Genomic DNA, 22,648 nt, shown 5'->3' with positions numbered 1-22,648 from the left:
AAAATAATTGTTTACGCAATCCCGAAGCGTCGGGAGTAAAGTTTTAATCCTTTGAACTTTTGCAGCTATGAACTTTTGCGCCTTTAATAAAAAGTTTAAGTTATCAACAAATAAATATACTAACACGTTGTAGTGTTAGTAGTGAAACCCTTTTTTTAGTTAAAATTTATTCTGCCATTTTATGTCTTAAAAAATAGATTAAATTTAAAAATTGGTTAATACATTTTGGTATTAAAAATTAATAAAAGCACACTATATAAACATGATAAAAGCACGTATTCTTATAGCAGGTATTACCGCAATGGTATTATTTACTGCATGTAAAACAAAAGACATAAAATTAAATACGGACAAGAAGGAAGCAGTTTCAGGAAATAAAGTTGTTGTATATCAGGTTTTCACCCGTTTGTTCGGAAATACTAATACTACAAATAAACCTTGGGGAACTATTGAAGAGAATGGAGTAGGGAAGTTCAACGATTTTAGCGATAAAGCACTTCACGAAATTAAAGATTTAGGTGTTACTTATATTTGGTATACTGGTGTTCCTCATCACGCTTTGGTTCGCGATTATACTGCATTTGGAATTTCTAACGATGATCCCGAAGTGATAAAAGGTAGAGCAGGATCACCATATGCCGTAAAGGATTATTATGATGTAAATCCTGATTTGGCAGTTAATCCAGCCAATCGCTTACAAGAATTTGAAGCTTTGATTGCACGTACACATAAAGCGGGTTTAAAAGTAATTATAGATATTGTTCCGAATCATATTGCGAGAAAGTATGAAGGTAAAAACAATCCTGTAGGCGAAAAAGATTTTGGCGCCCATGATGATGTAACGGTTGAATACAAACGTGATAACAATTTTTATTATATACCAAATATTCCGTTTCAAATTCCTGATAATGATGTTCCGTTAAACGGAGAGAAAAATGCGCTTGTAGATGGGAAATTTGATGAAAATCCTGCAAAATGGACAGGAAATGGTTCGCGTAAAGCCAAACCTGATCAAAATGACTGGTATGAAACAGTTAAAGTAAATTACGGAATTCGCCCTGATGGTTCTAAAGATTTTCCTGAACTTCCTGCTGATTTTGATAAAAAATCATACCAAGAACATTATAATTTTTGGAATGATAAAGATGTTCCTGATTCTTGGAAAAAATTTAAATCAATCGCTTTGTATTGGACAGATAAAGGTGTTGATGGTTTCCGTTTTGATATGGCGGAAATGGTTCCGTACGAATTTTGGAGTTATATGAACTCAGCGATTAAGGTTAAGAACCCAAATGCTTTCTTATTAGCAGAGGTGTATAATCCTAAGGAATATCGTAATTATATTCACTTTGGTAAAATGGATTATTTATATGATAAAGTAGAAACGTATGATAAACTAAAAGATATTGTAAAAGGAAAATCTTCGCCTGATGAGCTTTCGGGTATTCAGCATAATATGGCAGATATTGAGCACAATATGCTTCATTTTCTAGATAATCATGATGAACAGCGTTTGGCAAGTTCTAAGTTTGCTGGAACTCCAGAAAAAGGAAAACCTTTGATGGTAGTTTCTACAACAATAAGCACTTCGCCAACGATGGTTTATTTTGGTCAGGAAGTAGGAGAAGCAGGAAATGAAAATGCTGGATTCGGAAAACCTACAAGAACTTCGATTTTTGATTATATCGGCGTGCCAAATCATCAGCGATGGATGAACAATGGCAAATTTGATGGGGGGCAACTTACGCAATCTGAAAAGGATTTGAGAGATTTTTATAAGCGATTACTAAATTTCTCGATAAAGAGTTCTGCATTAATGGGCAGTTTTCAAGAAATTCAAACTGTAAATAGAAAGAATACTTCAGGATATGATGCTGGTATTTATTCTTATTTGCGTTGGTCAAATAATCAAAAACTAATTATTGTAGTTAATTTTTCTGCGGATAAAACCAGTGAATTTGAATTGAAAGTTCCTGTGGATGTTATTGCTAAATGGAATTTGAAAGATGGAGAATATACGCTTACGGATCAATTGTATTTAAAAGGTAAAACTAGTTTGGTTGTGAAAAATGGCGAAGGAAAAGCTAAAGTTAAATTAGCGCCATCGGAGTCGTTCATTTATGAAGTAGATTAATATTTTTGTTAAAACCAAAAAAAGCTGATACATTTTGTATCAGCTTTTTTTTTTAGACTTTTCTAACCTTTGTTAGAGCTGTTTTATAATTTTCGTTTATCCTTTCCCAATTAATAATATTGAAAAAAGCATCGACATAACTATTTTTTCTGTTTTGGTAATCCAGATAATAAGCATGTTCCCATAAATCCAGAGCTAGAATTGGAGTTCCAGAGATTAATGCGTTTTTCATTAAAGGATTATCTTGATTTTGGGTTGTTGTAATTTGTAATTTCCCAGCTTTATCTACAACTAGCCAAACCCATCCTGATCCGAATTGTTTTGTTGCTTCAGCTTTAAATAAATTTTTAAAGTTATTATATGAGCCAAATTCTTTATTCATTGCACCAGCCAGTGTATCTGTAGCTTGTTCAGCTTCTGGTTTTGGAGTCATACATTTCCAATAAAGGGAATGGTTATAATATCCACCAGCATTATTACGAAGATTTGCATCATTTAAATCTAACTTGCCTAGAATTTGCTCAATCGTCATATTTACATAATCAGTATTGGCAATTGCTTTATTTAGGTTATTAGTATAAGTTAAATAATGTTTTGAGTAATGTGTCTCCAGAGTTAATGATCTAATATTTGGAGCTAATGCGTTATATGCATACGGAAGTTTTTCTAGTAGAAAAGCTCCTGGATTTGCTTTAACTTCATCTGGGCTCCCAATTATTATTTTTTCATCCTTTGATGGTAGAGGAACTTCAACGACTTCAGTTAGTTTATTGTTATCATTACAAGAGAGAATCGTAAGTGAAATCAAGATAAAAAACGAAAATTGAATACTATATTTTTTCATAAAATATCTATTTTGTTATTAGTGAATTAATGATTTCTATATAATTTTCTTTGGCTTCGTCTACACTTAAATGACTAATTTGAATCCACGCATTTGTTTTAAAAGCGTTTCTCAAGTCAAAATTTTCAGATTGGCTATATTTTGCAGTACCAAAAGTTGCTTGTTTATAAAAAGCATACAGCCTCAATTGCACATCTTGTGGCAGTGAGGCTTGTGTCATTTTGGAAGCAATTTCAACAGCCTCTAAAAATCGTGTATCTAAATCTTTTTCAGTCATTACCCTTTTGTAGCAATAATGGTTTTACCCCCAATTGCTTTTTGGTCTAATACAACATTAATAGGTGTGCCCAAAGGTAAGAAAATATCTACTCTTGAACCAAATTTAATAAAACCTGCATCTGTTCCTTGTACAACTTGCATTCCTTCTTGTGCATAATTCACAATTCGGCGTGCTAATGCACCTGCAATTTGTCTGTATAAAACTTCTCCGAAAGTTTTATTTTCGATTACAACAGTTGTTCTTTCATTTTCTTCACTTGCTTTTGGATGCCATGCAACCAAAAATTTACCTGGATGGTATTTACTAAATTTTACAATTCCGTCTAATGCATAACGAGTTACGTGTACATTAATAGGCGACATGAAAATTGAAATTTGTAGGCGTTTGTCTTTAAAATATTCACCTTCGTAAACTTCTTCAATTACAACAACTTTACCATCAACAGGAGCAAGAATCTGATTGATATCTTTGATAACTGTTCTTTTTGGATTTCTAAAAAATTGCAATATTATGATTAACAATAATAAAGCGCTAATCTGAATCAACATTTTAAGCCAATTGACATCAATAAAATGATCAGTTAATAAAAGTACAACACTAACGAATATAGTGCCTAATAAAATGGATTGGGTTCCTTCTTTATGAAACATAATTTAAAATTTGGTAAAATAAAAATACAATTGGTGCTACAAATATAACACTATCTAATCGATCTAGAACGCCTCCGTGTCCAGGCATTATTGTTCCGCTATCTTTAACTCCGGCTATTCTTTTAAATTTTGATTCAATTAAATCGCCGATAGTACCAAAAACACCAACGATTAAAGCGATGATTGTCCATATTAAAATAGACATATCACTAAAGTTAGCGTTAGGCTTGATATATAATTTTGAAATTAAATAACCTGCAAAACAGGCAAAAACAACTCCGCCAAGAAACCCTTCGATGGTTTTTTTTGGTGAAATACGTTCAAATAATTTATTTTTCCCAATAGATTTCCCTACCAAGTAGGCAAAGGTATCGTTTGTCCAGATAAGAATAAATAATCCAATAATGATTTTTGGATTATAATCTTTTATTCCAAACGAAATTTTGGTAATAAAAATAAAAGGCAATGTAATGTATCCTAATAAGTAAAGATATTTAGATGCTCGACTTATTGTTTGAGTATCATCAAATAAAAATACAATGCATTTTACCGATATCAATAAAGTGATTACTAATAATGCGGTGTTTAATTGATCTACATTAATGGTGAATTTAATATCTTCTTTTAAAAATTTATTGATGTAATTTTCAGTTTCGCTTTTATAAAAACTTAGGAGTGATATGGTTGAGTAAAACACAGAAACAAATAAAATTGAAAATATTTTATTAATGTGAGCCAGATTACAAAATTCGTAAGTTGCAATAATTAGAAAAACACCGAAAAGTAAAATAAAACTTTCCGTTGAATATAGGATAGACGTTAGTAGTAATACTATATAAACGGCACCAGATAGAGCTCTCTTGAGGGTTTCATTCATCTTACAGGTCTTCTAAGAGCAATAAATACAAGTTCTTCGCTACACTTCCGTATTGCGTAAAGTCTTCTTCTTTTGCTTTTTCGAAATATTTTATAGTGGTAATATTGGTAGGGTAATCTCTTTCGTACTTACGTTTTATGGCACTAAGACCATCACTTTTAGCAGTAAGAATTTGACTTGTAGTTGCAAGAATAACAATATTTATAGGCAACTCGTTAGGTTTGTTCTGTTTAATTTGTTTTGATGAAAACAATATAGAACCTTCTTCTGCAATTAGGTTTTCACAACTAGCTAGTAAGAATTTAGGATTAGTTGGACTTTGGTAAATTAATTTATTCTCTTCTAGTAAATGAAATAAGGCGGGCTCATAACATGCGGCTTCGCTTTCAAACCAATCATTTTCTTCTAGGATATTTTCAAACTGTTCAGTTACTTCCTGAATATTTTCGCAGTATAAAAATTTACCTCCATTTTTTTTAAAATTGAAAATGAATTGTTCATCTATAGAAAGAGGATTCTCAGAAAGTGAATTGCTATATTCACTTTGATTCTCTTCATCAGATGCGTCATGGCTTGAACCAAATAATTTTTTAAAAAAGCTCATTATTGTTGAAATGCTTTACGTGTTAATTGAAAACGTTCAAAGATAAAAAAATCTTAATTCAAAAGTGGCTTTTGAATTAAGATTTTAAAAATAATTAAATTATTTGAATAGTATTACGAAACTACTTCTTCTAGGTTTTTATCAAAAGTACGTTTTCCGAAAATTGCTTCTAGGTCATCTTTAAAAATAACCTCTTTTTCAATTAAGATTTCAGCAAGTTGATTTAACTTATCTTTGTTGTCTTCTAATATTTTTATTGCTCTTTGGTATTGACCTTCAATTAATTCTGAAATTTCACGGTCGATAACTTTTGCAGTTTCATCAGAATACGGTTTTGAAAAGTTGTATTCGCTTTGTCCTGTTGAATCGTAATATGTAACATTTCCGATTTTGTCATTCAGTCCGTAAATCGTTACCATAGCACGAGCTTGACGTGTAACTTTTTCTAAATCGCTTAATGCACCAGTCGAAATTCTGTCAAAAGTTACTTTTTCAGCGGCTCTTCCACCCATAGTAGCACACATTTCGTCTAACATTTGATCTGTTCTTACGATTTGTCTCTCTTCTGGTAAGTACCATGCAGCTCCTAAACTTTGTCCGCGAGGTACAATAGTTACCTTAATAAGTGGTGCAGCATGTTCCAGCATCCAGCTTACAGTTGCGTGTCCAGCTTCGTGAATTGCAATTGCTTTCTTCTCGTCTGGAGTAATAATTTTGTTTTTCTTTTCTAGACCACCTACAATTCTGTCTACAGCGTCAAGGAAATCTTGTCTATCTACAGCAGTTTTGTTGTTTCTTGCAGCAATTAATGCAGCTTCGTTACATACGTTAGCAATATCTGCTCCAGAGAATCCTGGAGTTTGTTTTGCAAGGAAATCTAAATCAAGACCTTCTACTTTTTTCAAAGGAGCTAAGTGTACTTGAAAAATTTCTGCTCTTTCACGAATGTCTGGTAAGTCTACAAAAATTTGTCTGTCAAAACGACCAGCACGCATTAAAGCTTTGTCAAGAACATCGGCTCTATTTGTTGCAGCTAATACAATTACGTTAGAGTTTGTTCCAAAACCGTCCATTTCTGTAAGTAATTGGTTCAATGTGTTTTCTCTTTCGTCATTACCGCCAGACATATTACTTTTTCCACGAGCTCTACCTACAGCATCAATTTCATCAATAAAAATGATAGCTGGAGATTTTTCTTTTGCTTGTTTAAACAAATCACGTACACGGGAAGCTCCAACACCTACAAACATTTCAACAAAATCAGAACCTGATAATGAGAAGAATGGTACTTGTGCTTCGCCAGCTACAGCTTTTGCTAATAATGTTTTACCAGTTCCAGGAGGTCCTACAAGTAAGGCACCTTTTGGTATCTTACCTCCTAAGTTGGTATATTTTTCAGGGTTTTTCAAGAATTCTACAATTTCTTGTATTTCTTCTTTAGCACCTTCTAAACCAGCTACATCTTTAAATGTAGTTTTGATATCAGTTTTCTCGTCAAAAAGTTTAGCTTTTGATTTTCCAATGTTGAAAATTTGTCCGCCACCGCCACCAGCGCCGCCTGACATTTTTCTCATAATGAAAATCCAAACGCCAATAATTATGATAATAGGAAGTAAACTAATTAATATGTCACTCCAGTTATTTTTTTGAAGGAAATTAAAATCTTTCAGTTTGCCTTCGCTAACTGCTTTTTCTAATTTAGTTTGAAAAATTTGATCGTTCCCAATTTCTAAAGTATAGTGAGGACCTTTGTTAGGTCTGTCAAAAATGTCTTTAGATACTTTTTTTTGCGCTGGATCCTTAAGTGCAGCAGCATTAAGATACACTTCAGCTTCAGCTTTATTGTATACAATTACTTTATCAATTTGTCCTTTTTCTAAAAAATCATTGAATTTAGAAGAGGTTAATTGGGCAGGCTCTTGTAAACTTGATCCTCCGGTTGCAAAACTGATAAATAAAAATATTAAAAGTATTGCGGTATAAATTAACCAAGGACTTATTTTAAATTTACTCGGGGTTGGATTATTATCTTTAGCCATTTGAAGAATGTTTCTTTAGTATTTGTTTTCGATTGTAGTTATTTTGGCATCTCCCCAAAGACTCTCGATATTATAATATTCTCGAATGTGTTTTTGAAATACGTGAACAACAATGTGCACATAATCCATAAGAACCCACTCTGCGTTATCGGTTCCTTCTATATGCCATGGTTTGTCTTTTAATTCTTTTGATACAGTTTTTTGTATTGAGCCTACGATGGCGTTAACTTGGGTATTCGAATTTCCGTTGCAAACGATAAAATAATCGCAAACTGCTGCGTCTATTTCCCTTAGGTCTAGGATACTAATATCATTTCCTTTTACTTCTTCGATTCCTTTGATTATGTTCGCTAACAGAACATCATTATTAACAGTCTTTTTCGCCATGAATTATTTTATATGAGTTTGTAAAGTTACCAATTTTTGTGATTATTTTTGAACCTTAACAAAATATTAAATTAAGTTATATAAATTATTTAGATGAAACTAATCAAACTCGATGCCATAGATTCAACAAATGAGTTCTTAAAATTATTAAGTAGCCAACAGGAGTCGGAGAATTTTACTGTTGTTACTGCCGAAAACCAAACAAAAGGGAAAGGACAAATGGGGGAGGTTTGGCGTTCTGACATAGGTAAGAATTTAATAATGAGTGTGTTGGTTAAGGATTTCTTGCTTGATAGTGAGCAGTTTTTTAATTTAAATATTATCTTTTCATTATCAGTAATAAAAGCTTTAGAAGAATTAAATATTCCTGATTTAAGTATAAAATGGCCAAACGACATTATGTCATATAATAAAAAGATTGGTGGTATTTTGATAGAAAATACGCTCAAAAGTGATGGCACTATCGTGTCAGTAGTTGGCTTAGGCTTAAATGTAAATCAGACAAATTTCGAAAATCTGCCAAAAGCATCTTCATTAGCAGTGATTTGTAACGCCCAATTTAACAAAGAAAATCTAGTTGTTTCGATTGTAGAGATAATGAAAGAGAATATTCTCCTTTGGAACAAACAATCTAGCTTCTTTTGGGGGGAATATTTTAATAAGTTATTTAGAAAAGGAGTTCCAATGCCCTTTAAAAATGTAAATAATAAAAATTTCATGGGAATTATTCAGGGAGTTTCTCCAATAGGAAAATTACAAGTTTTACTAGAAGATGATTCAGTTTCGGAATTTGAAATTAAAGAGATTAAGATGCTTTATTGAGGTTCTAAGGTTCTAAGTTGCAAAGGTTCAAAGGTTTTTCTGTAGAGGCGCACCGCAGTGCGTCTTTTTTGAGGTTCTAATCCCGAAGCTTCGGGACTAAGTTACAAAGGTTCTGAGGTTTTAAGGATTGTGTGAAACTTTGTAAAGACTTAAAATTTGATCTTTTCTTGGTGTTTTGGTCGCTTTTGGAGTAAATATAATCGGCTTAATCTGCCGAATCTGCGAGAAACTATTTAAAATATCACTTTAACTCTTTTAATCTGTGGATAAAAGAGATGCAAAGGCTTTAAATAGTAAGGATTAACAAGGTTCGTAGTTGTAAAGGGGGAGTGAAACATAAAGAATAAAGAAGTAAAGAAATGAAAGTTCTTATTACAGTTTCAAAACAAAAAGTCCGATTTAGCTTTGCTAAATCGGACTTTTGAATTTTATAATTATGAACTAACAATTATCCATTGTTAATTATAGTTTAGTCATATTATTGGCTAGAGTTTCAATAAATTTACCAATAGGTCCTTTTATCATCATTGCCATCATAGGGTTGAATTCTCCTTCAAAATCAAGCTTTACAGCACTAGAAGTGTCAGAAACAGTTTCGATGTTAGATACCAATGTAAATGGTAATTTGTCGCTTGCAGCACCCAAAACAATTTTGCTTGGAGCTGTTTTTTCTTTCATTTTTAATTTTATTTCCGGCATACCTTTTAATCCAAAAATAAAAGCATCTTCGCCAATTACTTCAAATTTAGCAATGTTATCTGGCATTAATTTTTCAAAATTTTTCACATCACTCAATAAATCAAATAATTCTTGAGCCGATTTCTGAACGGTAACTTTTGGACTTTCTAAGTTCATGTTTTATATTTTATTTAAATAATATCGTAAATTTTTGCAGCAAAGTACATAAGTTCTTTATGTTATTAAACTTTATAAAGTCCAGGTTTCAAAGCTGTGTCGGAACTAAATTTCTAAAATCTAGAATTTAAAATTATTCTTCTTGTCTCCAAACCGAAGGATTTACGCTCCATTCCTGCAAGGTAACCAAATCTTCTTCAGGAATATATTTTTTAGCGACAGCAAGGTTTAATAAATTCGAATAGTTACTTAGTGTGTATAAGTCGATTTTTGCATCCTGAAAGTTTTTCTCAGCAACATCAAAACCATAAGTAAATATAGCAGCCATACCCTTAATATTGGCTCCAGCATTACGTAAAGCCTCAACAGCAAGCAAACTACTATTTCCTGTGCTTATTAAATCTTCGACAACAACAACATTTTGTCCCTTTTGTAAAAAACCTTCAACTTGATTTTGTCTTCCGTGTTTTTTAGGTTCTGGTCTAACATATACAAATGGCAATCCTAAGCTTTCGGCAACAAGAATACCAATACCTATGGCTCCTGTAGCAACTCCAGCGATTACATCTGGCTTACCAAATTGTTTTTCAATGTTCTTAGCAAACTCATCTCTAACATAATTTCTGATGCTTGGAAATGAGAGAATTAGCCTGTTATCACAATAAATAGGTGATTTCCATCCCGAAGCCCATGTAAAAGGATTTCCTGGATTCAATTTAATTGCATTTATTTGCAAAAGCAATTCGGCTGTTTTTTCGGCAGTATCTTTATTAAAAATCATAGTACAAATGTATAAAGTTTTTGTGAACGACAAACCACTTTTTTTGACAAATGAAATCTCCAAAGAGACTAATTTTCAATTGTTCTTGTTAGAAAGTATTGACATAGAGCAAATTATAGTCAAAATGTTCCAAAATAAAATTCAAGCGGCGTATTTATATCATCCTGACGAAAAGGAAATTATGAAAACGTTAAAGTCAAAAATTCCTGTAAATAAAGCTGGAGGAGGACTAGTTTACAATAAAAAAGGAGAAGTGTTATTCATCTTCAGAAATGGAAAATGGGACTTACCAAAAGGGGGAATAGAAAAAGGAGAGGAGATCGAAGACACCGCCATGCGTGAGGTAGAAGAGGAAACAGGAGTTGGTAAATTAAGAATTACCAATAAATTACAAAAGACATATCACGTTTTTAAACGCAACGGAAAATACAAATTAAAAATAACGCATTGGTTCGAAATGCAATCCGATTTTAAAGGAACGCCACAAGGACAACAGGAAGAAGGAATCGAAAAAGTAGCCTGGTTAAGTCCCGTACAAATAAAAGAAGCACTTAAAAACTCCTACGAAAACATCAAATTACTATTCGAAGAAGAAAGTAAAATCGCTTAGAATAAACATTTGGGCGTGCCACCATATAAAAAAAGACCCAATGAGCCATAACGTTCATTGGGTCTTTTTTTATATGCTGTCGGGCTATACGCGCTACTTTGGTAGCTTGCTGCTATCACTCACGCGGGATTCTGTTTGTGGTTATTAGTTTTTAGTCTTAGTTACGTTTTCGATTTCTTCGCGAGCGCGAGCGTCCCGCTCGTGACTATCTTTTTAAGTTTAGTTATCTAATTGATTTTGATTACGTTCACGAGTGGGACACTCGCGCTAGCGGGGAGAATTAATTATAAAAGCCCACTATCTTCAATACAAATACCATTTTTCCAAACAGTTTCTCTTAATAGCTTACCATTAATATCCCATCTTTTAAAGATTCCATCTAATCTATTGAATTTGATATAAAATTCCTCTTCTTTTTGATTATTCTGAAAATATGTTCTTTGTACACCTCCTCGATGACCATCAGTAAATTCTTCTTCTCCAGCGATATTTCCATTTGGGAAATACTCTATTAATATGCCTGTAAAAGGTTTGTTTTGGTATTTATACATTTCGCCTCCTCCAGCATCAAAACCATCGGATTCTAATAAGTCTTCTGTTACAATTAAGCTCATAATAATGTTTTATTTTATAAAAGTAATTAAATAAAAACAATCTGCACATGTATGCATAATGAATCTATGTTCACTACCAAGGAAATTTCTATTGTATCCTTTGACTGTTTTAAGTCATTCATCAAAGATTCTAGGTTCAATAAAAACATTACCAAACTTTTATCGATAAGTCATTTAAAGTTCGACATTCGGCATGCATAGCCATATGGTCTCCAGTATAAACAATATCAGTAGGGTCTTTTGGATTATACAAATCTCCTGCTCTCCGAAGTGTTCCCATAATCATTGTCGCTTTGCAAAGTCTCCCGACTTCGTACCCACTCCAATGATCCGCAAAGAGAATGAAAAAAAATGGAACAGAATGTAGCAACGGGTACGAAGTCGGGAGACTTCACACAGCAATTGCGAACACTTCGTGGAGCGGGAATAAAATTTAAACAATTGTCACCTTATATGTTGTATTTTGACTTATGACATCATTAAAAAAATCTTTTAATTGAGTATATACATCTATAAAATATTTAACAGTATAACCATCTTGCTCTACATCATCAATATTAAAATAATTAAAAAAGCTACCTTGATTCATTAAAAAAGCTTCGAAGCTATTTCCTATGTTCCATGTGGTTGCTAAATCGAGATTTAGAGGTAACAATTGTAAAGAAGGGATAACTTTATTATTTAAAAATGCAGTTAGTTGAGGTAAATCATTTATTGAGATATAGACATTACTATCTGTTTCAGTTAGTCCTTCCAAAGGCATACCGGTTTCTAATTTGTAATAATATTCACTTACCATAGCTTTGTATAACTGTAATGCTAAATTTTGATTTAAAGTATATGTATAATACAGTATCGCACCATAATCATCAAAATTCAATAAGATTTTCAAGCTATTATCAATGCGAAATTCTATTCTTCTAGACATAGGTTTTATATTTTTATTAATAAATTTGTTAGCCCCGCTTCAATAATCTGCAAAGAGAATCAAAAAAATAAATTTGGAACGTCATTTTGGGATGGGTACGAAGTCGGGAGACTTCGCACAGCAATTGTGAACACTTCGTGGAGCGGAGTTGATATTTTAATATGGTGGTTTTAATTTTTGTTCCATTTCTAAACTCGTCAAATATATCTTGTCAATATTTGGCCAAGCTATATAATAAGTCCAGTTTTTTCCATCTCTTGTACAAGCAATCAAATATTCACCGTTTTCTATTTCTTTTACGTGATATTCGCCACAACCTTTAATGTTGTTCTTTATCATTAACTTACTAATTGTGAGGAGTTCTTTATTTGTTGGTTGTCTCCAGTTCGTTTCATAGGTTCTTCTATCGTTTATAGCAGTATTGCTTTCTTCACTGTATTTGCCTAATATCCAAAAGAAACCAATTACTATTAATATTATCCATAAAAGTTTTTTCATAATTTAATTAGCTTAAAGTTTGTAAGATTATTTCTGTTTTGTATATTTTTAAGAAAATATCAGTCCAAATATAAAAGCTTATAATATTGTAATATTATGGTTAACCATAAAAGCTGTTGATTTTTAAATCTCAGTTTTACCTTTGTCAAAGTTGAAAAACTTTGACAAAGGATTAGCGAAACAGCTTTGCGACCTTAGCATTTTACAAGAGAATCAATATAAAAAGCTTTGCTCCCGATCCCGAAGCTTCGGGACGGGATTGCGGTTAAATTCACAAAACACGATATATTGGATATTGCATATGCGCCTTTTCATAATATGCAGAATGTTTGTAAACCCAATCCAGTTGTGCTTCGGGATCTTTGGCAAGTTTCGGATCGTTGAGTTTTGCTTGTTCCAATTCAGCTTTTAATTTTGGGTTGTCTTTTAGCAGTTTAGCCGCTGTATCTTCAAAAACATACTCAGAATATCCTTCTTTTTGTTGTAACATAGTATCGAAGAAATTCCAGTTAAAGAAAGAATCAACGCCTTCGGGTTCTAATGTTTCTAATAAGTATTTAATTGCTTTTTGTTGAGTGGAGAATACATAATCGCCTTTGTAAAAAGGTACTTTTGTTAACTGAGAAGTTACCTTGGTATTTCGATGTAAATAATGCCCTTCGTAAGCAGAATTCGTCGTTTTAAAATCGGCAATTCGGTAGCTCTCAACTTCTATAATTGTATCTTTTTTTAGTTGTGTATAAGTTACGCCATTGCTTTTTAGTAAATCGACAACATTCCAAAATCCTTTTGGAATAATATACGCCGTAGGAACAGTAATATCCTTAACCGATTTGAATTCTTTTATATAAGGAATGTCTTTTTTGTATGGTTTTGTTCTGTCATAAAATAATCTATTACCAGTTGTAACTTCACTCTTCTTATGAGTTGCTTCATATCCTAAAAATGAAAAGGTTGTCGTTTTTGTGCTATCAATTTCCCACTTAATGGTATAAGGTTTTTTAGGTGCATATTGCGCTTCGTTTTTTAAACGCATTTCCTTTATTTTCTTATAATTCGCATCTGTAAAATCAATTGTAGAAGTCATGTATTCGTAAGTCGCTTTTACACGGTCGGCATACTTTTTAAGCATATGTGTTTCGACCACAAAACCGATGGTATTAAAAAGAGAAGTATAGCCAGTTGTGTAACGCGGACTGTCTGAAAATTGTATAAAACCATTATCAGGAGTTTCTTCAAATGCATTGACATAAGGTGTTGTTTCCAGATTTTTTTTCTGCAAATCTTTTACTAATGCCGGCATCATCTCCTGATTTAGATAATCTCCTAAAACAGTTCCTAGCTTATTATGTTGTGTCATAATATAAGTCAGCTTATATTGATAATCAGATCCATTGCTTACGTGATTATCGATAAAAACATCAGGGTTTGTTTTATGGAATATCTCCACAAAGCTTTTCGTATTGCGAGTGTCCGATTTAATTAAATCACGGTTTAGGTCATAGTTTCTTGCATTTCCGCGAAAGCCATATTCTTCCGGTCCATCCTGATTGGCTCTTGTTGTGGAGTTTCGGTTTAAAGCACCGCCAATATTATAAACAGGGATTGTTACTATAACCGTATTTTTTGGAGCTTTTATCTTTCCTAAAGCCAAATCTCTAAACAATTGCATAGTTGCGTCAATTCCGTCAGGTTCACCAGCATGGATACCATTATTAAGAAGTATTACTGCTTTATTCTTTTTGATTGTTTCAAAATCAAATTGTTTGTCAGGATTAAAAGTAATCATGTGTAGAGGATATCCACTATCTGTCAGTCCCATTTCTTCCATTTTGATAGTCGAAAAATCATGTGCAAGAAGCGTGTAGTATTTTATGGTTTCTTGATAATTAGCGGATTGGTTTCCGTTTCCTTTTTCGAAATAAGTCTCGTATTTATTGTTTTTCTGAGCAAATATTGAACACGTTAGGAATAAAAAGCATAAAGTAAAAATTCTCATGGTTTGGTTTTTTAATAGAAATCAAATATAATTATTTTCTTTTAAGGCACTATCCCGAAGCTTCGGGACTAAGTTGCAAAGGTTGCTTGATTGTCTAATATTATGCGACGATTAACTATAAAGAATATAAAGTTTTGTTTTGACTATAGTAAAGATTAACCGCAAAAGAGGCACGGTTTTACGCAAAGAGTGCAAGGTAGATAAAAGTGCCAAGAAGCTTTGCGAACTTTATGGTAAAATAACTTGGCGTTAAAATAAAGCCATCATTTTGAAACTTATAATCATATAACTTTTCTCATAAATTATATAACTTTTTTTATTTTATAATTATGACTTTCGTTATGTTTTAATTATAAAACCCCAAAACTATGAGAAATATTAACCAAATTGCTATTGTTTCGAGTATGCTAATAAGTTTATTAAGCTGCTCTAGTGATAAAGATGTCGATGTAAATCCAGGTACAATAACAAATCCTGTAGAAGGAAATGCTGCCAATACAACTTACAAACCAGCATTTGAAGGACAGACCCGAATTAGTGGTGTGCAAACCAATACACCTTATGAGGGAGTTGTTATTGCTACAACATTAACAAGCCCATGGGGAATTACAAGTCTTCCTGATGGTAGATTATTAATCACCGAAAAAACAGGAACGATGCGTATCGCTACGACTACAGGAGTTGTAAATAGTACAATTACAGGTATTCCTGCCGTTAATTCTGCCGGACAGGGTGGTTTATTAGGACTATGTATTGACCCTGAATTTGCAACTAATCGTATGATTTACTGGGTTTTTGCAGAAGCTACAACTGGTGGAAACAATACAGCAGTAGCCAAAGGGAAATTATCAGTTGATGAAAAAACAATCGAAGGCGCAACCGTTATTTACAGAGCTAAACCAGCCAATGCAAGTACACTTCATTATGGCGGACGTATTCTTTTCGATAAAACAGGTTTTCTTGTTGTAACTACCGGAGAAAGATCTGTGCTTGAAACCAGACCATTAGCACAATCAGTTGCAACAGGTTTGGGTAAAGTAGTTAGAATAACAAAAGAAGGGCAACCCGCAACTGGAAATCCTACTTTTGCGCAAACTGGAGCTTTGCCTGAATTATATAGTATTGGTCATAGAAATCCACAGGGTTTAGCACTTAATCCTGTTACTAATGAAATTTGGGTTGCTGAGCACGGACCACGCGGAGGAGATGAAATCAATCGTATAAAGGCAGGTGCAAATTACGGATGGCCAACCATTACATACGGAATAGAATACAGCGGAGAAAAAATTGGAGCGGGAATTCAGCAACAAGATGGTTTGGAGCAACCGGTTTACTATTGGGATCCAGTGGTTTCACCAAGCGGAATGACTTTCTATACAGGAAATCGTGTTCCAGAATGGCAAAATAATCTTTTCATAGGGGCTTTAAGCGGAATGCATATCGTACGTCTTGCTATAAAAGACAATAAAGTTGTTGGGGAAGAAAGACTTTTGGCTTCAGAAAACCAACGTTTTAGAGATGTCACTCAAGGAAAAGACGGAGCGTTATACGCTATTACTGATGGAGGAAGACTTTATAAGATTGACAAAAAATAACAATTAATTTCTTTGTATATCCTATTTTTAGAATTCTAATATCCTGTGGGTATTAACCGTAAAGAGAGTAAAGATTTTCACAAAGTTCGCAAAGCTATATTCAAATAGCTTTGCGAAGTTTGCGTTTGTCAATACATTCAATATAAAAAAAATTGCGCTCTTTGTGGTTAAATAAACACACACACACACAGTATTAACTTGAAACCTGAAACAAATTACTCATTACAAATGTTTCGCCAATTCTATAATTCCTTCTTCGATTTGTTGTTCGGTTAAGGAGGCATAACCAAGTCTGAATCCTGATATGGGTTTATCGAAACTAAACTTTTCGGGAGTCATAATTTTTATCCCTTTTAAAAGGAGTTTATCTGCAATTTCAGAGATGTTTACGGGTGAATTTGGTACAATCCAAAATGCTAAGCCTCCTTCAGGTTTTACGAATGTTGTTTTGTCTTTTAGGTATTTGTTGCAAATGGTTTCAAAGTAATCTCTTTTGGCTTTGTAAATGATAGTTGTTCGTTTGATATGTCTTTTTATTTCTCCTTCATTTATCAGTTGTAAAACTGCTTCTTCCATAATATTATCGCCTTGCACATCGATTATTTTCCTGTGTTTGGCTACTTTTTCTATGGTTTCTATATTGGTTACCAAGTAGCCAATTCTTAATGCTGGCGCGACTATTTTACTTAATGTGCCTATGTAAATCGTGTTTTTGGCATTGCTATAGCTTGAAATTGGCAGGATTGGTCTTTGTCCAAAATGGAATTCATTGTCATAATCATCTTCAATAATTGTAAAACCGTAAGTATTGGATAATTCTACGAGCTTTAATCTTCTTTTTAAACTCAGTGTTACTGTAGTTGGGAATTGATGGTGAGGTGTAACGTAAATAGCTTTAATATTCTCGTATTTCTTTACGTATTCCTCAACCTCATCAACTACTAATCCGTCTTTATCAACAGATATTGGGAGTAATTGAGCTCCGGTATTTTCAAATGTTTCCCAAGCGGGTTTATATCCGGGATTTTCGACCATTATATAATCTCCTTTGGTAAATAAGCAATGCGAGGCTAGGTACATTGCCATTTGGCTGCCTCGGGTAATGCATATTTCATCTGGAGTAATATTCATTCCTCTTTTAAAATTCAGCATTTGAACAATGGCTTTTCTAAATTCTAAATTTCCAAGTCCGTTGCTATAACCCATAATTTGCCAGCGCGATTTCCGATTAAAAATCTGTCTGTAAGCCCTTGCGAGTTCATTCATTGGGGCAATGCGACTATCGGGAATACCATCATCAAAAACTAAAAGTGGCTTTACTTCTTTAGTTGTAGATTCAGTTTTTCTTTTATGGTTTGTGGTTTCTGTAGCAATAGGTAAAATATCGGCAACAAAAGTTCCTTTTCGTTCCATTGTAATAAGCCAACCCTCGGCTATGAGTACATCTAGCGCTTCAATAACTGTATTTCTGTTCACTTTAAGTAGTCCCGCAAGTTGCCTGCTTCCAGGTAAAGCGTTTCCACTATTAAGAATTCCTATTTTAATGGCTTCAATAATGGCATCGGCAATTTGTAGATAAATTGCTTTATCGGAATTGTTATTTATCTGAATCTCTAATTGCCAAGGTCTTAACATCTGGACTAGGTGTTTGTGTTTAAACTGTGTTATATGGGTAGTCCAAAGTTACGGTAATTTTGTAACGCAATAATGCAAAAACAAATAAATTATATGATTATGGAAACTAAGAAACAATTTTCATCAAAAGACTTTCACGAAACATTTGCGCGACCAACTTTTGTGATGCCAGAAAAATTAATACACAGAGATGTTGAACAAGCCGGAGTTCACAATCAATTTTCTACTGAAAGAAAGCATCCTGTTTTCTTTATTGATCTTCCGAGTAAAAACGTGAGTATGACTATTGGTGGATTATTACCTGACCAAATGACAAACAGACACAGACATACTTATGAAACAGTATTGTACGTAATCGAAGGACACGGATATACTGAAGTTGAAGATGTAAAAGTAGAGTGGAAGGCAGGCGATGCTGTCTATATACCGAGTTGGGCTTGGCACAGACACAAGAATTTAAGTAATGTGGTTTCGGCTAAATATATAGCTTGTGAAAATGCACCTCAGCTACAAAATTTAGGTGTTGCATTGCGTGAAGAAGAAGGAAGAGATCTTTAATTAAAAAAGAAAAGTAAATGAAAAACACATTGTTTAAAGGTATAATTGCCTATCCGATTACTCCGTTTGACAAAGACGAAAAAGTAGATATTGTATTGTATAAAAAGTTATTAGAAAGATTGATTGTTTCTGGTTCTCATGGTGTTGCTCCGTTAGGAAGTACGGGTGTTATGCCGTATTTGACTGATGAAGAAAAAGAAGCAATTACCGAAGCTACAATAGAACAAGTTAATGGTAGAGTTCCAGTTTTGGTAGGTGTATCAAATTTAACAACCGAAAAAACAATTTACCACGCGAAGTTTGCTGAAAAAGCGGGCGCAGATGCAGTCATGATTATTCCGATGAGCTATTGGAAACTTACTGATGATGAAATTGTACAACATTATGATGCTGTTGCTAAGCAAATTTCGATACCAATAATGGCGTATAATAATCCTGCAACGGGTGGAGTAGATATGTCGCCAGCATTGCTAAAGAGGCTTTTGGAGATTCCGAATGTTACTATGATTAAGGAAAGTAGTGGAGATGTACAAAGAATGCATTATTTGAAAAGAGAACTTGGTGATGATGTTGCATTTTTTAATGGATCAAATCCGTTGGCATTGGCAGCATTTTCTGCAGGAGCAACAGGCTGGTGTACGGCTGCGCCAAACTTAATTCCCGAACTAAATGTTGAATTATACAATGCTATTCAGAAAAATGATTTGCAGGAAGCTCAAAAAGTGTTTTACAAGCAATTAAATCTTTTAAAATTTATTGTAAACAAAGGTTTGCCAAGAACTATTAAAGCTGGTTTGAAAATTAAGGGAATAGATGGAGGTTTTTTAAGAAGTCCGTTGAAACCATTAACTGAAGATGAAATAGCTGAATTGGAGTTGATTTTTAAAGAATTAGAACAGTAGGGTATTGAGTCTTTTAAGTTTTTAACCGCAAGGAGCGCAAAGATTTTCGCAAAGTTCGCAAGGTTTATAAAACATGTAGCTTTGCGAACTTTACGATTTTAATAAATCCGGCTTATTAAAAACTTTGCGTGCTTTGCGGTTAAATTTCATGTATTTCTGTTCTCATTTCAAGCCTGAAACTTTAAACAAACAGTATTTTGACTACTTTTGCAAAATGAATAAGAAACACCATTCGAATAATATACTTTTGAATTTAGGCATCGAAAGCCTAAACGAAATGCAAGAAGTTGCTCAGGACGCTATCCTGAATGATAATAATGTTTTACTACTTTCTCCAACCGGATCAGGAAAAACACTAGCTTTTTTACTACCTGTTTTAGAATTATTACAACCCGAAATCCTTTCTGTACAATGTTTAATCCTTGTTCCTTCGAGAGAATTAGGATTGCAAATAGAACAGGTTTGGAAAAAAATGGGAACCGATTACAAAGTTAATATTTGTTACGGAGGCCATTCTATCGATACCGAGATTAAGAATCTAAGTAATCCGCCAGCAGTTTTAATAGGAACTCCGGGAAGAATTGCTGATCATATCGACAGAGGTACTTTCCGTTTGGATAAAGTTCAGACTTTAATCCTGGATGAATTTGATAAATCATTGCAATTAGGCTTCCATGAGCAAATGTCTTTTATCATTGGTAAATTACCAAAATTGAATAAACGTGTGTTGGTTTCGGCTACATCGGATATTGAGATTCCAAAATATACCAGAGTAATTAATCCAACTATTTTGGATTTTATTCCTGAGGAGGAAGATAAATCGAATCTTTCGATGAAAATGGTGGTTTCTCCATCTAAGGATAAAATAGGAAGCTTATTTAATCTTATTTGTTCTTTAAAATCACAATCGGCTATTATTTTCTGTAACCATCGTGATGCTGCTGAACGTATTAGTGATACGCTTAATGAAAAAGGGATTTACGCAACTTATTATCACGGAGGAATGGATCAGGATGAGCGTGAACGTGCTTTGATTCAGTTTAGAAACGGAAGTGTGAGTTATTTAATCACAACGGATCTTGCTGCTCGTGGTCTTGATATTCCTGAGATGAATCATGTTATTCATTATCATTTACCATCTAAAGAAGATGAGTTTACGCACCGTAACGGACGTACTGCTCGTATGCTTGCATCGGGAACGGCTTATATCCTAGTTCATGAAAGTGAAAAGAAACTGGATTATATTAATTATGATATGGATGTTTTAAAGGTCGATAATGCTACGACTTTGCCTAAGCCTCCAGAATTTCAGACTATATATATTAGTGGTGGAAAGAAGAACAAACTTAATAAAATTGATATCGTAGGGTTCTTTTCTCAAAAAGGAAAACTAGAAAAAGGTGACTTGGGATTAATTGAGGTGAAAGATTTTATTTCGTTTGCTGCAGTAAAATTCAATAAAGTAAAAGATTTGCTTCAAAACATCAAAGAAGAGAAGATGAAAGGCAAAAAATTTAAAATAGAAGTAGCTAGAAAAGTAATTAAGAAAGAAGAGGAGTAATTTATTTATACACAATTAGTTACTGTGTTATTGTTTGTGGTGGCAAGTAATTATAAACAATAAATTATATTTAATGTCAATAAATTAACTGTCTAAGAAAGGAGTTAATTTTTTTTATTATTATGTTTGCCCCATAAAATAAATAAACCCCAAAGAATATTATGAAAAAAATTATTACTATTGCTGTTTTGTTTTTAAGTTTTGCATCTTTTGCTCAAATTAAAGTTATTGAAACTGTGCCAGTTGAGAAATTAGGTAAAGTGAATAATAATTATATCCAAAAAATTGGAGACGAATACACTGTATTTTATAACTGTATTCAAAGTGATGATGAAAACAATACTTTAAGAAAATTCACTTTCAAGAATATTGATAACGATTACCTAAATCTTTACAATATTATCGTAAACGGATTTACAGCAACTCCTTTGTATGATATCAAACTAGAATTACCTAACAATTATGTTTGGTTGCATTATACAGCAAGTGTTGATAAACCTACTGTTCAATTTATGGTTTCGAACAAAGAAGGTAATGCAAACAATGTTTCTGAGGCTTTAACAAAAGACCAAGTAAGTAAATTGTTTCAAAAATAATTAGATTATCTACTATAAAAAAGGAGGCTATTCAATATTGAATAGCCTCCTTTTTTAGTTTTCAGTCTCAGTCTCAGTCTCAGTCTCAGTCTCAGTCTCAGTCTCAGTCTCAGTTTCAGTTTCAGTATTGAATACTGTGACTGAAAACTGAGACTAAAAAACTATATTTTCTTCACGTATTGTGTGATAATTACAATTTGCTGACCATCTACTTTTCCTTCGATGTATTCGGCGTTTTCATGGTCTAAACGAATGTTACGCACAGCAGTTCCTTGTTTAGCTACCATACTAGATCCTTTTACTTTTAAATCTTTAATTAAAACTACAGAATCTCCGTGTTCTAAGATTACGCCATTACTATCGCGGTGGATGATTTTGTTTTCGTCTTCTTCACCTTCTCCAGTTGCTTGTGCCCATGCTAGTGTATCTTCGTCTAGGTACATCATGTCTAGCAATTCTTGTGGCCATCCTGCAGCACGCATTCTGCTCAACATTCTCCAGGCAACAACTTGTACGGCAACATTCTCGTTCCACATACTGTCGTTTAAACATCTCCAATGATTTAAATCTACGTTATCTGGGTTTTCTATCTGATCTACACATGTGTTACAAGCCATTACGCTTTCATCAATTCCGCCTTTTTGAGTAGGTAAAACTTGATATACTTTTAGGTTTTCGGTTGCGCCACAAAGTTCACATTTAGATCCGCTACGTTTGTTTAATTCTCTTTCTATGCTCATTTTTTAATTGTTTATTTGAAAATGCGAATTTACTTATAATTTAGGAGGGGGACAAATTTATATTTTTGTTCGTTTTTTGCCACAGATTAAAAGGATTAAAAAGGATTTTTTCGTTTTGTCTTTGCGAGGAACGAAGCAA

Annotated in this window: 24 protein-coding genes; 8 read left to right on the top strand and 16 right to left on the bottom strand. The window is 33.2% G+C overall.

Translation table 11 applies throughout. The features are described from left to right. Nucleotides 1-262 precede the first annotated feature (262 nt). Entirely contained in the window at nt 263-2,134 is a 1,872-nt protein-coding gene (locus tag AC3IPI_RS20490; protein WP_489155361.1) for an alpha-amylase family glycosyl hydrolase, read from the top strand. 52 nt (nt 2,135-2,186) lie between these two features. On the opposite strand, the gene AC3IPI_RS20485 is transcribed toward AC3IPI_RS20490, so the two are convergent. The 7 genes from AC3IPI_RS20485 to rsfS form a co-directional block, all read right to left on the bottom strand. Beyond that, nucleotides 2,187-2,978, bottom strand: a complete 792-nt coding sequence (locus AC3IPI_RS20485; RefSeq protein ID WP_039118331.1) for a superoxide dismutase — start codon at nt 2,976-2,978, stop codon at nt 2,187-2,189. Nucleotides 2,979-2,985: 7 nt separating this feature from the next. Continuing rightward, entirely contained in the window at nt 2,986-3,255 is a 270-nt protein-coding gene (locus tag AC3IPI_RS20480) for an acyl-CoA-binding protein (RefSeq protein ID WP_039112992.1), read from the bottom strand. Beyond that, a complete protein-coding gene (locus AC3IPI_RS20475) occupies nt 3,255-3,908 on the bottom strand; it encodes a phosphatidylserine decarboxylase family protein (RefSeq protein WP_489155358.1) in 654 nt (217 codons plus the stop codon). The genes AC3IPI_RS20480 and AC3IPI_RS20475 overlap by 1 nt, the downstream gene beginning before the upstream one ends. Continuing rightward, nucleotides 3,898-4,785, bottom strand: a complete 888-nt coding sequence (locus tag AC3IPI_RS20470) for a phosphatidate cytidylyltransferase (protein ID WP_039118333.1) — start codon at nt 4,783-4,785, stop codon at nt 3,898-3,900. Before AC3IPI_RS20470 ends, AC3IPI_RS20475 begins: the two co-directional genes overlap by 11 nt. 1 nt (nt 4,786) lies before the next feature. After that, nucleotides 4,787-5,389: a lactate utilization protein B/C gene (locus tag AC3IPI_RS20465; RefSeq protein WP_039118334.1), complete on the bottom strand. Its 603-nt coding sequence runs from the start codon at nt 5,387-5,389 to the stop codon at nt 4,787-4,789. Between the two features lie 113 nt (nt 5,390-5,502). Continuing rightward, the gene (gene ftsH, locus AC3IPI_RS20460) at nt 5,503-7,428 is read right to left on the bottom strand and encodes an ATP-dependent zinc metalloprotease FtsH (RefSeq protein WP_039112988.1); all 1,926 of its coding nucleotides are present in this window, start codon (nt 7,426-7,428) and stop codon (nt 5,503-5,505) included. A 15-nt stretch (nt 7,429-7,443) separates the two neighbouring features. Then, complete coding sequence (rsfS, locus tag AC3IPI_RS20455; RefSeq protein WP_039112987.1) at nt 7,444-7,815, bottom strand: ribosome silencing factor; 372 nt, start codon at nt 7,813-7,815, stop codon at nt 7,444-7,446. Nucleotides 7,816-7,908: 93 nt separating this feature from the next. Here rsfS and AC3IPI_RS20450 point away from each other — a divergent pair, with 93 nt between their 5' ends. Next, nucleotides 7,909-8,637: a biotin--[acetyl-CoA-carboxylase] ligase gene (locus tag AC3IPI_RS20450; protein ID WP_039112986.1), complete on the top strand. Its 729-nt coding sequence runs from the start codon at nt 7,909-7,911 to the stop codon at nt 8,635-8,637. Between the two features lie 462 nt (nt 8,638-9,099). Here AC3IPI_RS20450 and AC3IPI_RS20445 read toward each other — a convergent pair whose 3' ends face one another. Further along, nucleotides 9,100-9,492: an SRPBCC family protein gene (locus AC3IPI_RS20445; RefSeq protein WP_039112984.1), complete on the bottom strand. Its 393-nt coding sequence runs from the start codon at nt 9,490-9,492 to the stop codon at nt 9,100-9,102. Nucleotides 9,493-9,625: 133 nt separating this feature from the next. Beyond that, a complete protein-coding gene (gene pyrE, locus AC3IPI_RS20440) occupies nt 9,626-10,273 on the bottom strand; it encodes an orotate phosphoribosyltransferase (protein WP_039112983.1) in 648 nt (215 codons plus the stop codon). A 7-nt stretch (nt 10,274-10,280) separates the two neighbouring features. Here pyrE and AC3IPI_RS20435 point away from each other — a divergent pair, with 7 nt between their 5' ends. Beyond that, a complete protein-coding gene (locus AC3IPI_RS20435; RefSeq protein ID WP_409416872.1) occupies nt 10,281-10,883 on the top strand; it encodes an NUDIX hydrolase in 603 nt (200 codons plus the stop codon). Nucleotides 10,884-11,167: 284 nt separating this feature from the next. On the opposite strand, the gene AC3IPI_RS20430 is transcribed toward AC3IPI_RS20435, so the two are convergent. The 5 genes from AC3IPI_RS20430 to AC3IPI_RS20410 all read right to left on the bottom strand — a co-directional run bounded on the left by AC3IPI_RS20430 (nt 11,168) and on the right by AC3IPI_RS20410 (nt 14,922). Then, a complete protein-coding gene (locus AC3IPI_RS20430; RefSeq protein ID WP_489155353.1) occupies nt 11,168-11,497 on the bottom strand; it encodes a toxin-antitoxin system YwqK family antitoxin in 330 nt (109 codons plus the stop codon). Between the two features lie 148 nt (nt 11,498-11,645). After that, the gene (locus AC3IPI_RS20425) at nt 11,646-11,777 is read right to left on the bottom strand and encodes a hypothetical protein (protein WP_489155351.1); all 132 of its coding nucleotides are present in this window, start codon (nt 11,775-11,777) and stop codon (nt 11,646-11,648) included. Nucleotides 11,778-11,930: 153 nt separating this feature from the next. Beyond that, a complete protein-coding gene (locus AC3IPI_RS20420; RefSeq protein ID WP_489155349.1) occupies nt 11,931-12,425 on the bottom strand; it encodes a hypothetical protein in 495 nt (164 codons plus the stop codon). Nucleotides 12,426-12,581: 156 nt separating this feature from the next. Next, nucleotides 12,582-12,923: a hypothetical protein gene (locus AC3IPI_RS20415; RefSeq protein ID WP_489155347.1), complete on the bottom strand. Its 342-nt coding sequence runs from the start codon at nt 12,921-12,923 to the stop codon at nt 12,582-12,584. 271 nt (nt 12,924-13,194) lie between these two features. Continuing rightward, nucleotides 13,195-14,922 (bottom strand): M14 family metallopeptidase, encoded by a 1,728-nt coding sequence (locus tag AC3IPI_RS20410; protein WP_489155345.1) that lies wholly within the window; start codon nt 14,920-14,922, stop codon nt 13,195-13,197. Nucleotides 14,923-15,290: 368 nt separating this feature from the next. On the opposite strand from AC3IPI_RS20410, the gene AC3IPI_RS20405 reads away from it, so the two are divergent. Further along, the gene (locus AC3IPI_RS20405; RefSeq protein ID WP_489155343.1) at nt 15,291-16,517 is read left to right on the top strand and encodes a PQQ-dependent sugar dehydrogenase; all 1,227 of its coding nucleotides are present in this window, start codon (nt 15,291-15,293) and stop codon (nt 16,515-16,517) included. 222 nt (nt 16,518-16,739) lie between these two features. Here the strand turns inward: AC3IPI_RS20405 and pdxR are convergent, their stop codons facing one another. Next, complete coding sequence (pdxR, locus tag AC3IPI_RS20400; protein WP_489155341.1) at nt 16,740-18,152, bottom strand: MocR-like pyridoxine biosynthesis transcription factor PdxR; 1,413 nt, start codon at nt 18,150-18,152, stop codon at nt 16,740-16,742. 93 nt (nt 18,153-18,245) lie between these two features. Between pdxR and AC3IPI_RS20395 the strand changes: the two genes are divergently transcribed. The 4 genes from AC3IPI_RS20395 to AC3IPI_RS20380 all read left to right on the top strand — a co-directional run bounded on the left by AC3IPI_RS20395 (nt 18,246) and on the right by AC3IPI_RS20380 (nt 21,769). Next, a complete protein-coding gene (locus AC3IPI_RS20395; protein ID WP_205625777.1) occupies nt 18,246-18,710 on the top strand; it encodes a cupin domain-containing protein in 465 nt (154 codons plus the stop codon). Nucleotides 18,711-18,727: 17 nt separating this feature from the next. Continuing rightward, nucleotides 18,728-19,612: a dihydrodipicolinate synthase family protein gene (locus AC3IPI_RS20390; protein WP_039118345.1), complete on the top strand. Its 885-nt coding sequence runs from the start codon at nt 18,728-18,730 to the stop codon at nt 19,610-19,612. A 214-nt stretch (nt 19,613-19,826) separates the two neighbouring features. Next, the gene (locus AC3IPI_RS20385; protein WP_039113086.1) at nt 19,827-21,173 is read left to right on the top strand and encodes a DEAD/DEAH box helicase; all 1,347 of its coding nucleotides are present in this window, start codon (nt 19,827-19,829) and stop codon (nt 21,171-21,173) included. Between the two features lie 161 nt (nt 21,174-21,334). Further along, entirely contained in the window at nt 21,335-21,769 is a 435-nt protein-coding gene (locus tag AC3IPI_RS20380) for a hypothetical protein (protein WP_039112974.1), read from the top strand. A gap of 161 nt (nt 21,770-21,930) precedes the next feature. On the opposite strand, the gene AC3IPI_RS20375 is transcribed toward AC3IPI_RS20380, so the two are convergent. After that, nucleotides 21,931-22,509 carry a PhnA domain-containing protein gene (locus AC3IPI_RS20375; protein ID WP_409416865.1) on the bottom strand — a complete coding sequence of 193 codons (579 nt, stop codon included), beginning with the start codon at nt 22,507-22,509 and terminating at the stop codon, nt 21,931-21,933. Nucleotides 22,510-22,648 lie beyond the last annotated feature (139 nt).

This window comes from Flavobacterium sp. GL_143 (assembly GCF_057834355.1).
This window is presented reverse-complemented; position numbering and strand designations above follow the sequence as displayed.